This is a genomic window from Streptomyces sp. SID8374 (assembly GCF_009865135.1).
Classification (GTDB): Bacteria; Actinomycetota; Actinomycetes; order Streptomycetales; family Streptomycetaceae; genus Streptomyces.
This window is the reverse complement of sequence record NZ_WWGH01000001.1, coordinates 1,279,089-1,290,833: the sequence shown is the minus strand read 5'-3', so window position 1 is coordinate 1,290,833 and position 11,745 is coordinate 1,279,089. Positions and strand designations below refer to the sequence as shown.

The following is an 11,745-nucleotide window of genomic DNA, read 5'->3' as shown; positions in this document are numbered from 1 at the left end:
GTGCGGCGCACGGCGGCCGGGCATGGCTTATGTCCTCACTCAGGGTCCGCGCCCTGGTTCGACGTGACCGGCGACAAGAGTCTCCTGGCTTCCCGGATCCGCAGTTCCCCCGGCCTTCCAGCCCTCGTGCGGAGGGCCGTGACATCCGGTGTGGGGGAGTGCTCCCCGGTGACAGTGGCGGGACCGCGCCGGATTCGCACCGGCTTCCTCTTCTGTCGCCGTAAATGGCTCCGGCAGTCCACCACGCTGCGAGAACGGCCGTCAACTTGCTGTTGACCTGCGGAGGTCCAGTGTGCGCAGACGCACATCGGGCCGGACACACGGTGGTGTGTCCGGCCCGAAGGAGTGCGGTGGGGCGCGTCAGGCGACGATCAGATAGATCCCGTACGCGACCGCCGCCGCGCACGCCGCGAAGCAGGCGTACGCGCCGGTGCGCGCCAGTGCGGCCGAACCGCCGGAGGCGCCGCCGGCGGCCGTGGCCGACAGCTTGGAGAGGGCGACGATGCCCAGGGTGAAGACGCCGACCAGCGCGACGGTGACCACGAGACTGACACCGAAGACGGAGGCGAGAGCTGCCCAGTCGATTTTCATACGGATCTGTCCTTACACCGTCGCCGCGGGGCGGGCTGTGTCGTCGGGCGCCGAGGCCGGGGCCGGGATGGTGGTCGAGAGGTCGGCGGCCGGACCGCCGATGGGCGGCGGCGCGACCGCGGCCATGGCGGTGGTGACGACACCCTGGGGCTCGTCGTCCACCGTGACCTCGGTGTCGTTGACGTTGGTGTGGTCCACCGGCTGGCGGCGCGAGGCCACCCAGATGGCGAAGGAGCCGCCGACCAGCAGGATCGCGGTGGTGGTGATGCCCCACGGGCCTTGCTTGGTGAGGAACTCGGCGCCCGCGCCGACCAGGCCCGCGGCCGGGAGCGTCAGGCCCCAGGCGACGAACATCCGGGTGGCGGTGGACCAGCGGACCACGCCGCCCTTGCGGCCGAGGCCCGCGCCCATCACGGCACCCGAGCAGGACTGGGTGGTGGAGAGCGAGAAGCCGAGGTGCGAGGAGGCCAGGATGACCGTGGCCGCGCTGGTCTGGGCGGCGAAGCCCTGCGGCGGCTGGAGGTCGGTGAGGCCCTTGCCCATGGTGCGGATGATGCGCCAGCCGCCGAGGTAGGTGCCGAGCGCGATGGCGACACCGGCGGAGACGATGACCCACATCGGCGGGTTGGAGCCGGGGGCGAGGACGCCGCCGGTGACCAAAGCGAGGGTGATGATGCCCATCGTCTTCTGGGCGTCGTTGGTGCCGTGGGCGAGCGAGACGAGACCGGCCGAGGCGATCTGTCCGGCCCGGTAGCCCTTGGCCGTCGACTTGAGCTGGTTCTCGTCGGTGACGTTCCGGTTGATCCGGTACGTCAGCTTCGTGGCCAGCATCGCGGCGAGACCGGCGACCAGCGGGGCGGCGATCGCGGGGAGCAGCACCTTGGTGACGACGGTGCCGCCGTTGATCGAGGACCAGCCGGCCGACATGACTGCCGCACCGATCAGACCGCCGAACAGGGCGTGGGAGGAGCTGGAGGGCAGGCCGACCAGCCAGGTCAGCAGGTTCCACAGGATGGCGCCGACGAGCGCCGCGAAGATGACCTCGGTTCTGAGGCCGTTCTCGTTGACGATCCCGCCGGAGATCGTCTTGGCGACCTCCACTGACAGGAACGCGCCGATGAGGTTGAGAACGGCGGACATGGCCACCGCTGTCTTGGGCTTCAGTGCGCCGGTCGAGATGGTCGTTGCCATCGCGTTGGCGGTGTCGTGGAAACCGTTCGTGAAATCGAACACGAGAGCTGTCACGACCACAATCGCGAGCAGCAGCGTGATGTGTTCCATTTACCCAGGCAATCGTTCGACGTCAGTGGCTCGTGGACCGTAGGCAACCTGGGTGAACGGAAGATGAACTGGGCGGGGCGCTGTGGTGACTCGAATCGGAGTGCGGTGATTCCGCTTGTGTGCGGGTGAGGTTGCGGGACGCGGGTGGGGCACGGGCTGGTCTGCCCTTTGCTCCTCGTTGGCGAAGTTTTTGACGGTCACATCCGGCCCCGGAAGAGATCCCCGTCACGTGGGGGACGACGTTCCGGTTTCCGGCCACCGCCCCTACGCTCGCCCCATGAGCGAGCAGCAGCCGGAATCCGTCGCCCTGGCCTGGCGGGACGTGGTCGCGACCGCCCGCCGGAGCGCCGCCGAAGGCCTGGTCGTCGGCACCTCCGGCAATGTGTCGGCCCGCGTCGGAGACCTGGTCCTGGTGACCCCCAGCGGCGTGCCCTACGACCGGCTCGGACCCGGGGACGCCGTCGGCGTCGGCCTGGACGGCCGCCAGGTCCTCGGCGAGCTGAAGCCGACCAGCGAACTCCCCCTCCACCTCGCCGTCTACGGGGAGACCGACGCCGCCGCCGTGGTCCACACCCACGCGGTGCACGCCACCGCCGTCTCCACCCTCGTCACCGAGGTGCCGCTCGTGCACTACGCGGCCGCCATCCTCGGCGGCCCCGTCCGCACCGCTCCCTACGCCCGCTACGGCACCCCCGAGCTGGCCGCATCCATGCTCACCGCCCTCCAGGACCGCACCGGCTGCCTGCTGGCCAACCACGGCACCGTCACCTACGGCGCCACCCTCGACCAGGCCTATGAACGCACCGCCCAACTGGAGTGGCTCTGCCGCCTCTGGCTCACCGCGAGCGCGCTGCCGGGCCGCACCCCGGCCCTGCTCAGCGAAGCCCAGCTGGCCGAGGTGACCGAGGCGCTCAAGGGGTACGGGCAGCCCGGCTGACCCGGCGCACCGCCCGCCCCGCCGCACCGGACGGCCCCCGCCCACTGGCATCGCGCCGCCCGCCCCACGACACTGAAGCGGTGCGCCCGGCAACTGCGACGGCAACGGCCGTCACCACGATCCTCGGCGCCGGAGCGGCAGCGGTCGCGGCCGGCCGGTACGCCAGCGACGCCGCCCTCAAGGCGGCGCCCGGACGACCCCTCCCCACCGACCGCAGACTCACCGTGCACGCCACGGCGATCCGGCAGGTCACCCTGACCCGCTCCCTCACCGCGCTGCGCCCCGGTACGTACGGCATCGAGGGCCCCGGCGTCCACGCCGTGGTCGGCCCCGTCGTCGAGGGGGCCGAGTCCACCGCCGACACCGTCGTGCGCACCCTGGAGCAGATCACCCACGGCGTCCTGGAGCCGGGCGACAAGGTCCGCCTCACCCCCGAGCTGTACCGCGGGGACCCGGGCAGCGCCCTCGGCCTGGAGTACCGGGAGGTCGAGATCCCCGGCGAGCTCGGCGGACTGCCCGCCTGGTGGGTCCCCGGCGACCGCGACACCTGGGTCATCACCGCGCACGGCCTCGGCACCACCCGCGCGCACCCCATGAACCTGATGGGCTTCCTGAGCGGCCAGCAGCTCCCCGTGCTGGACATCGCCTACCGGGGCGACGCCGGAGCCCCCCGCCCCGCCGACGGCCTCGGCCACCTCGGCGCCTCCGAGTGGCGCGACCTGGACGCCGCGATGCGCTTCGCCGTCCGCTACGGCGCCCGGAACGTGATCCTGTACGGCTGGTCCACCGGCGCCTCCACGGCCCTGCACGCCGCCGTGAACTCCCCGCTCCGCGAGCGCGTCGGCGGCCTCGTCCTGGACTCCCCGGTCCTGGACTGGACGACCACCCTGCGCGCCCTGGCCGCCGCCCGCGGAGTCCCCGCCGCCCTGCTGCCGCTGGCCGTCCGCGCAGCCCAGGGCCGGACCGGGATGACCACGGCACCGCTCCTCGACGCCTCCCTGGCCGACGCGCTGCCCGCCCCGACGCTGATCCTGCACGGCCCGGACGACACGATCGCCCCCTGGGGCCCCTCCGAGGCGCTCGCCGCCCGCCGGCCGGACCTGGTCAGCCTCCACGCCGTACAGCAGGCTCCGCATGCGTCGATGTGGAACGCCGATCCCGCCCGCTACGAAGAGGCCCTCAGGCGCTTCCTCACGCCCCTGATGTGAGGTGATGCGGGGATCGGTCCCTTTGGTCACCGGCCCCGGGAAACCGCGCGGCGACCGGGGAAACGCCTTCCGTTTGGGCTTTCGGGCCGTCAGAGGCAAGACTGCTCCCGTGACGTCCCGTACCCCGCGCGACTCCAGGCTGCGACTTGTCCGCCCGCGACCCCTTGCCACCGCCCGCAAGGCGGTGTCCACCCGGCGCACCAGGCCGGCCCCCCGGCCCCCCGAGGGCACCCCGCCCCGCCCCGAACTGGCCCGCCAGGCCAGGGCGGTCCTCGCCGACGCCGTACGCATTGCCCACTGGGCGGCCGGCGCCCCCGGCAGCGCCGCACCGCTCGCCACCCAGGCCCTCGAACGGGCCGCGACGGCCCTGGAGCTCTCCCCGGCCCAGGTCCGTGCGGGCTGGGACCGGGCCCGGCTGGCCGGCCTCATCGAACTGCACGGCGACACCGCCCGCCCCGGCTGGCGTCTGCGCGCCTGGGACCGGGACGACTCGGCGGTGCTGCGCGGCTGGGTCGCGCTCTTCGACGCCTGGTCGCTCGTCCACGCCTCGCCCGAGGGCATCGAGGCCGGAGCGGTCGCCGAGGCCGTCGAGGCCGTGCCCCAGGTGCTCTCCCTCCTCCAGCTCTCCGCGGGCCCCGTCGCCGTACCCGCGCTCCTCGACCTCCTCGCCCAGCGCATCGCCGAGCTCCAGGAGGAGCGCTGCGAGGTGCCGTACGGGGCGGGCAGAGCGGGAGGCCCGAGTGACCCGGCCGCCGAGCAGCGCCCGGCCGCCCCGGCACCGGAGCGGAGCGCCGACCTCGACGCCCTGCTCCTCGACTGGGCCCTTGAAGGCCTCGCCGCCGTCGGCGCGCTGACCCTCGGCAACGGGCACGCCACCCTCACCCCGCTCGGCAACTGGGCGGTCTGGGTCAAGCTGGAACAGATCTGCGTCGCCGCCCAGAGCCCGGCCGGGAACATCGAACAGTCCGCCGCCGACATGCTCCTCGGCTGCGCCCGGCTCACCCCCGGACCGGCCCGCGACGAATACCGCGCCTGGCTCGCCGCCCGTACGGTCGGCAGCGCCGTCGCCGAACTGCTCGCCGTCGCCCGGGGCGAGGACGCGCTGCTGCGCGGCCTGGCCTTCGAGGCGCTGCGGGTCGTCGGCGCCCCCGCCGAACCCGAGGTCCGCGCGGTGGTCACCCACCCGTCGCTGCGGCCCTACGCGCTGCTCTGGCTCGCCGAGTACGAGGGGGCCGACCCGGACGACGCGCAGGAGATCCTCAGCCGCGAGGAGGCCACCTGGCTCTGGGTCGACACCGCGGCCGCCGTCGCCGACCACGGCGAGACCGGCCTGCTGGTGCGCCACCTCGACTCCGCCGTCCAGGGCACCGTGCCGGCCCTCCTCGACGAGGTCAGGGCCGTCGGCCACCCGCGCACGGTCCAGGTCCTGGTCGCCCTGGCCGCCGCCCACCCAGACCCGGCCCTGGCCAAGGCGGTCCGCCGGGCCGCGTTCCAGGTCCACACCGGCGGAGCCTGAGCCCACCGCCGCCGGGGTCCGCCGCACTCAGCCGGCGGACCCCGGCGCGTACGTCCCGAAGCTCCATACGTTGCCCTCGGCGTCCCGCGCCATGTAGTCCCGCGAGCCGTAGTCCTGGTCCGTCGGCTCCATCAGGATCTCCACGCCGAAGGCCCGGGCCCGGGCGAAGTGCTCGTCCACCTCGTCCACCACCACGTACACCCCCGCCGGGCCCGCGCCCGCCATCGCCCGGGCGAAGACTCCCTCACCGCCCCTGGAGCCGAGCATCACCCTTCCGTTGCCGCAGGACAGCTCGGCATGCACCACGCTGCCGTTCTCGCCCTCGTAGACCGCCTCCTCGGTGAAGCCGAAGCCCTGCGTCAGCGTCCTGAGCGCGGCCTTCGCGTCGTCGTACAGAAGTGTGGGATACACCGTCGGAACACCCTGCGGCGCGCCTGCCATCGCACTCACCTCTCCTGGCATCCGTACAACCGAGCCACTTGCTGTGATCTGCGTCTCAGTCTTCCACCAGGCACTGACAATGCCCTCCCGAAGGCGCTCCGGCCGCTCAGGCGAAGGTGTTGCACTGCCCCATGTCGCCGCTGCGGAACCCGGTGGAGAACCACTGCTGGCGCTGCGCGGACGAGCCGTGCGTCCAGGACTCCGGGGTCACCCGGCCCTGGAACCGCTCCTGGATCCGGTCGTCCCCGACCGCCGCCGCCGCGTCCAGGCCGTCCCGGATGTCCGCCCGGGTCAGCTCCGTGATCAGCGGCCGGCCCGTCGACTCGTCCGGCGTCGTCGTCGCGTGGTGCGCCCAGACCCCGGCGTAGCAGTCGGCCTGGAGCTCCACCTTCACCGCGTTGCTGTCGGCGCCCTGCCGCCCGTCCTGCGACCGGCTCAGGGTGCCCATCTGGTTCTGCACATGGTGGCCGTACTCGTGCGCCACCACGTACGCCTGGGCGAACGGCCCGCCGCTGGAGCCGAACTTCGTCCGCAGCTCGTCGAAGAAGCCCAGGTCCAGATAGACCTTCCGGTCACCCGGGCAGTAGAAGGGCCCCACCGCCGAGGTCGCGGCCCCGCACGCCGTGGAGACCCGCTCGCTGAACAGGACCGTCGGCGCGGCCCCGTAACTGCCGCCCCGCCGCTGGAACTCCTGGCGCCAGAAGTCCTGCACGCTGTTGACCACCGCCACCGTCCGGCAGTCGTCCCGGCTGTTGGCGTCCTGTCCCTTCAGGCAGCTCTCCTGCACCTGCGCCGCCGACGAGGAGGCCGGACCGGGCTCCGTATCGCCGGAGGAGAGGCCCAGCTGATCGGGGCCCACACCGAAGAGCAGCCCCAGGATCAGGGCGATCACGCCCACGATGCCGCCGCCCACGGTGGCCCGCCCGCCCGGGATCCGGCTGCCCCGCACGTCCTGGACCTCGGATGTGTCCAGATCGGCGTCATCGTCGAACTGCACGGGCGCACCTCCGTCGGGCTCGGGCGGGGACCGGGGTGGCACCCTGCGCCGAGTATCGGACGGTTACCCCCGACGGGCACGCGGAAAAGCAGTTGCACACCGCCAGTAGAATGGGGCCATGGCCATTCTCCTTGCGCATTAGCGGCGTCGAGAGACCTCCGCCCTCGTCCCTCCGCCGTCCAACCTGCCCTGGAGTTTTTCCGTGATCACCGCTTCCGGCATCGAGCTGCGCGCCGGCGCCCGCATCCTCATCGAGTCCGCCTCCTTCCGTATCGCCAAGGGCGACCGCATCGGCCTGGTCGGCCGCAACGGGGCGGGCAAGACCACCCTCACCAAGTGCCTCGCGGGCGAGGGCACCCCCGCCGGCGGCACCATCACCCGCTCCGGCGAGGTCGGCTACCTCCCGCAGGACCCGCGCACCGGCGACCTCGACATCCTCGCCCGCGACCGAATCCTCTCCGCCCGGGGCCTCGACGAGATCCTGCGCAAGATGCGCGAGAACGAGGAGCGGATGTCGAACGGCAAGGGCGCCACCCGCGAGAAGGCGATGAAGAAGTACGAGCGCCTGGAGACGGAGTTCCTCACCAAGGGCGGGTACGCCGCCGAGGCCGAGGCCGCCACCATCGCCGCCGCGCTCAGCCTGCCCGACCGGGTGCTCGGCCAGCCCCTGCACACGCTCTCCGGCGGTCAGCGCCGCCGCGTCGAGTTGGCCCGGATCCTCTTCTCGGACGCCGACACCCTGCTCCTCGACGAGCCCACCAACCACCTGGACGCCGACTCCATCGTCTGGCTGCGCGAGTACCTGAAGTCCTACCGCGGCGGCTTCGTCGTGATCTCCCACGACGTCGAACTCGTCGAGACCGTCGTCAACAAGGTCTTCTACCTCGACGCCAACCGCTCCCAGATCGACGTCTACAACATGGGCTGGAAGCTCTACCAGCAGCAGCGCGAGGCCGACGAGAAGCGCCGCAAGCGCGAGCGCCAGAACGCCGAGAAGAAGGCCGCGACCCTCAACGCGCAGGCCGACAAGATGCGCGCCAAGGCCACCAAGACCGTCGCCGCCCAGAACATGGCCAAGCGCGCCGACCGGCTGCTCTCGGGCCTGGAGGCCGTACGCGTCTCCGACAAGGTCGCCAAGCTGCGCTTCCCCGACCCCTCGCCCTGCGGCAAGACCCCGCTGATGGCGGAGGGCCTCTCCAAGTCGTACGGATCGCTGGAGATCTTCACCGACGTCGACCTCGCCATCGACAAGGGCTCCCGCGTCGTCATCCTCGGCCTCAACGGCGCCGGCAAGACGACGCTGCTGCGCCTGCTCGGCGGCGCCGAAAAGCCCGACACCGGCCAGGTCATCGAGGGCCACGGCCTCAAGCTCGGCTACTACGCCCAGGAGCACGAGACCCTCGACCCGGAGCGCACGGTCCTGGAGAACATGCGCTCCGCCGCGCCCGACCTCGACCTCGTCGCGGTCCGCAAGACGCTGGGCTCGTTCCTCTTCTCCGGCGACGACGTCGACAAGCCCGCCGGGGTGCTCTCCGGCGGCGAGAAGACCCGGCTCGCGCTGGCGACCCTGGTCGTCTCCTCCGCCAACGTGCTCCTCCTCGACGAGCCGACGAACAACCTCGACCCCGCCAGCCGCGAGGAGATCCTCGGCGCGCTGCGCACCTACAAGGGCGCCGTCGTCCTCGTCACCCACGACGAGGGCGCGGTCGAGGCGCTCCAGCCGGAGCGCATCATCCTGCTCCCGGACGGCGTCGAGGACCTCTGGGGTGCCGACTACCGGGACCTCGTCGCCCTCGCCTGATCCCTCTTCGCGGGCAGGTCCGGAGGGGGCCGACGCCCCTTCCGGACGGATGCCCGATCCCCTCCGGATAGATCATTCGGCCTACGCGTGATCCACCATCTGCGTGAGGACGTCTCGTACCCCGGTGGTGCGCCTGGCGCTCACCCGCCGCGCGCCCCTTTCCGGGGCCTCACCCCCCGTACGGCCCTGACCTGCCGGTTCTCTCGCCGGTAGGCGCCGTATGCCCTCATGACCCGCCGGAATACGGGATTCCGTTCGTGTCCGGAGGCTCTCCGGTCCGGAATCCCGTCGCACCGACCTTGCCGAATGGGTGGCCAGGAAGCGCGGGAGGGGTGATCATGAGAGTCCAGAGCGCACTTCCCATAGAGGAGGCACGGGTGGCCGAGACTCTGAAGAAGGGCAGCCGGGTGACCGGCGCCGCGCGTGACAAGCTCGCGGCAGACCTGAAGAAGAAGTACGACTCCGGTGCGAGCATCAGGGCGCTGGCCGAGGAAACCGGCCGCTCCTACGGGTTCGTCCACCGGATGCTCAGTGAGTCCGGAGTGACGCTGCGAGGTCGCGGCGGAGCCACACGAGGCAAGAAGGCCGCTTCGGCCTGAGTGCCCCTTGAGGCATCGAGGGCTCATCGGAATTCGGGGTGGCCACCCGGCTGACCGTGAGGTCGTCCGGGTGGTTACTGTTCAGTCACTTAGTTTCTGAGTGCTGACCGCACCCGATCCGGAGGCGCCCCATGACCTCGCTCGACCCTGTTCTCGACAAGGACGGCGTACGGCTCACCGTCGAAGACGCGGTTGCCACGGTGACGCTCACCAACCCGGCCAAGCGCAACGCCCAGTCTCCCGCTCTGTGGCGGGCGTTGACCGAGGCCGGACGGGTGCTGCCCGGCGATGTCCGCGTCGTGGTGCTCCGCGGCGAGGGCAAGTCCTTCTCCGCGGGCCTCGACAGGCAGGCGTTCACCCCCGAGGGGTTCGACGGCGAGCCGTCCTTCCTCGACATGGCGCGCGGCCCGGAGGCCGAACTCGACGCGACCATCGCCGAGTACCAGGAAGCGTTCACCTGGTGGCGCCGTAACGACCTCGTGTCGATCGCCACCGTCCAGGGCCACGCCATCGGCGCCGGCTTCCAGCTCGCCCTCGCCTGCGATCTGCGGATCGTCGCCGAGGACGTGCAGTTCGCCATGCGCGAGACCAGCCTCGGCCTCGTCCCCGACCTCACGGGCACCCACCCCCTGGTGAACCTCGTGGGGTACGCCCGCGCGCTCGAGATCTGCGCCACCGGCCGGTTCGTCCACGCCGAGGAGGCCGAGCGCACCGGCCTCGCCAACCTCGTGGTCCCCGCCGACCAGCTGGACGCGGCCGCCCGAGACCTGGCCGCCGCACTGCTCTCCGCCCCCCGCGACGCCGTCGTGGAGACCAAGGCCCTGCTGAGCGGCGCGGTTTCGCGTACGTACGAGGAACAGCGCACCGCCGAGCGCGCCGCCCAGGGCCGCAGGCTGCGCGACCTGGCGGGCATCACCGACTAGGCCCGCCGGGCATCACCGACCAGAACCCGGCGGGCATCGCCGGCCAGGCGCGTCACCGCCGGGCATCACCGACCAGGACCCGCCGGGCGTCGCCGATCAGGGGGTGCCGTCCGGCGCCGCCACCACGTCGGTGACCAGCACCGACACCGGCAGCCCGTCCGCCGCGGCCGCCGACACCGCCGTGCGCACCGACCGGGCCACATCCAGGGCCCGGCGGTCGCCGGCCGTCGCCACCTCGACCCGGATGTGGTCCTCGGCGGTGTGCACCGCCGGGCCCATGACCCGGGTCAGCGAGACGACACCCGGCACCGCGGCGGCGGCCTCCGCCACCGGCCCCTCGGCCTCCGCGACCGGCACCGACGAGGAGGGCGCGTCGGGCTCCGTCACCTGATCGGCCGCACCGTCCTCGATCAATGCCGTCACCCGCAGGTCCACCTCCGCGACCTCCAGCCCGAGCCGGGTCGCGGCCGCCGCGACGAGCGCCGCGCGCAGGTCGGCCGCCGCGTCGGGCAGCGGGCGGTCGCCCGCCGCCCGGAACTCCGCCTCGATGCTCACCGGCCCGCGCGGCAACGCGCTCGGCGGCGCGGGCGGCACGGCCGGGCCCGCCTGCGCCGGGGCGCCCGGCTCCGTATCCGTGTCCAGGGCCGCCCGGGCCGGCCCGATCCGCAGGCTCCCCAGCACCGCGCCCTCCACGGCCGCCCCGCGCAGCACCGAGGCCGCCGCCGTCTCCGCGATCCAGGCGCCGTCCACGGCACCACCCAAGGGGAGCAATCTGCCGAGGCCCAGGCGTTGCCGTACCGCAGCTGTCCATCCGTCGGCCCTCTGCGGGCTCCGCTCCGTCGTCATCGCCCCAGCCTGCCCCATCCACGGCGCGGGACCGGGCAAGCGCACTTAACGTGGGCAAAGGAAGTCCCCACCCCGCCCCGAAAGGAAGAGCGGCGATGACTGAGACACCCCAGCGCAACAGCCCCGACAGCGGTTCGGGCAAGTCCCCCCTGAGCAAGCGCGGCGGAGGCGATCCCGGCACCCGCGGCCGCACCACCATCGCCGACGGCGTCGTCGAGAAGATCGCCGGAATGGCCGCACGCGATGTGGTCGGCGTCCACGCCATGGGCAGCGGCCTGTCCCGCACCTTCGGCGCGGTCCGCGACCGGGTCCCCGGCGGCGGCAAGTCCGTCACCCGCGGTGTGAAGGCCGAGGTCGGCGAGTCCCAGGCCGCCCTCGACCTGGAGATCGTCGTCGAGTACGGCGTGGCCATCTCCGACGTGGCGCGCGAGGTGCGCCAGAACGTCGTCGCGGCGGTGGAGCGCATGACCAGTCTCGAAGTCGTCGAGGTCAACATCGCGGTCAGCGACGTCAAGCTGCCCGACGAGGACGACGACGAGGACGACGACCAGCAGCAGCGCGTCCAGTAGGTTCCGGCTTCCCCGCCGCAAGGCAGTTGAGGAGAG

12 protein-coding genes and 1 riboswitch are annotated in these 11,745 nt (G+C 72.6%); of the genes, 7 read left to right on the top strand and 5 right to left on the bottom strand.

Features of this window, described 5'->3' with window-relative positions; all coding sequences use genetic code 11:
• Window positions 1-77: 77 nt before the first annotated feature.
• A riboswitch (cobalamin riboswitch) is annotated at window positions 78-212 on the bottom strand.
• Between the two features lie 148 nt (window positions 213-360).
• Both GTY67_RS05805 and GTY67_RS05800 read right to left on the bottom strand, forming a co-directional pair.
• Window positions 361-591 (bottom strand): hypothetical protein, encoded by a 231-nt coding sequence (locus tag GTY67_RS05805; protein WP_161277990.1) that lies wholly within the window; start codon window positions 589-591, stop codon window positions 361-363.
• A gap of 12 nt (window positions 592-603) precedes the next feature.
• A complete protein-coding gene (locus tag GTY67_RS05800; RefSeq protein WP_093688262.1) occupies window positions 604-1,872 on the bottom strand; it encodes an inorganic phosphate transporter in 1,269 nt (422 codons plus the stop codon).
• A gap of 277 nt (window positions 1,873-2,149) precedes the next feature.
• On the opposite strand from GTY67_RS05800, the gene GTY67_RS05795 reads away from it, so the two are divergent.
• The 3 genes from GTY67_RS05795 (at window position 2,150) to GTY67_RS05785 (ending at window position 5,533) form a co-directional block, all read left to right on the top strand.
• Window positions 2,150-2,809, top strand: coding sequence for a class II aldolase/adducin family protein (locus GTY67_RS05795; protein WP_161277989.1), 660 nt, complete (start codon window positions 2,150-2,152; stop codon window positions 2,807-2,809).
• A gap of 80 nt (window positions 2,810-2,889) precedes the next feature.
• On the top strand, window positions 2,890-4,017 hold the full coding sequence (locus GTY67_RS05790; protein WP_161277988.1) for a hypothetical protein: 1,128 nt from the start codon (window positions 2,890-2,892) through the stop codon (window positions 4,015-4,017).
• A gap of 184 nt (window positions 4,018-4,201) precedes the next feature.
• The gene (locus GTY67_RS05785; protein ID WP_093688256.1) at window positions 4,202-5,533 is read left to right on the top strand and encodes a hypothetical protein; all 1,332 of its coding nucleotides are present in this window, start codon (window positions 4,202-4,204) and stop codon (window positions 5,531-5,533) included.
• A 27-nt stretch (window positions 5,534-5,560) separates the two neighbouring features.
• On the opposite strand, the gene GTY67_RS05780 is transcribed toward GTY67_RS05785, so the two are convergent.
• Window positions 5,561-5,974, bottom strand: a complete 414-nt coding sequence (locus GTY67_RS05780; protein ID WP_161277987.1) for a VOC family protein — start codon at window positions 5,972-5,974, stop codon at window positions 5,561-5,563.
• Between the two features lie 106 nt (window positions 5,975-6,080).
• Window positions 6,081-6,971 (bottom strand): neutral zinc metallopeptidase, encoded by an 891-nt coding sequence (locus tag GTY67_RS05775; RefSeq protein WP_093688252.1) that lies wholly within the window; start codon window positions 6,969-6,971, stop codon window positions 6,081-6,083.
• Window positions 6,972-7,173: 202 nt separating this feature from the next.
• Here GTY67_RS05775 and GTY67_RS05770 point away from each other — a divergent pair, with 202 nt between their 5' ends.
• The 3 genes from GTY67_RS05770 (at window position 7,174) to GTY67_RS05760 (ending at window position 10,294) form a co-directional block, all read left to right on the top strand.
• Window positions 7,174-8,772, top strand: a complete 1,599-nt coding sequence (locus GTY67_RS05770; RefSeq protein WP_093688250.1) for an ABC-F family ATP-binding cassette domain-containing protein — start codon at window positions 7,174-7,176, stop codon at window positions 8,770-8,772.
• A 377-nt stretch (window positions 8,773-9,149) separates the two neighbouring features.
• The gene (locus GTY67_RS05765) at window positions 9,150-9,371 is read left to right on the top strand and encodes a helix-turn-helix domain-containing protein (protein ID WP_006123601.1); all 222 of its coding nucleotides are present in this window, start codon (window positions 9,150-9,152) and stop codon (window positions 9,369-9,371) included.
• Between the two features lie 131 nt (window positions 9,372-9,502).
• A complete protein-coding gene (locus GTY67_RS05760; protein ID WP_093688248.1) occupies window positions 9,503-10,294 on the top strand; it encodes an enoyl-CoA hydratase/isomerase family protein in 792 nt (263 codons plus the stop codon).
• 96 nt (window positions 10,295-10,390) lie between these two features.
• On the opposite strand, the gene GTY67_RS05755 is transcribed toward GTY67_RS05760, so the two are convergent.
• Window positions 10,391-11,140 carry a hypothetical protein gene (locus GTY67_RS05755; RefSeq protein WP_161277986.1) on the bottom strand — a complete coding sequence of 250 codons (750 nt, stop codon included), beginning with the start codon at window positions 11,138-11,140 and terminating at the stop codon, window positions 10,391-10,393.
• Window positions 11,141-11,235: 95 nt separating this feature from the next.
• Here GTY67_RS05755 and GTY67_RS05750 point away from each other — a divergent pair, with 95 nt between their 5' ends.
• A complete protein-coding gene (locus tag GTY67_RS05750; RefSeq protein WP_093693158.1) occupies window positions 11,236-11,709 on the top strand; it encodes an Asp23/Gls24 family envelope stress response protein in 474 nt (157 codons plus the stop codon).
• Window positions 11,710-11,745: the final 36 nt, after the last annotated feature.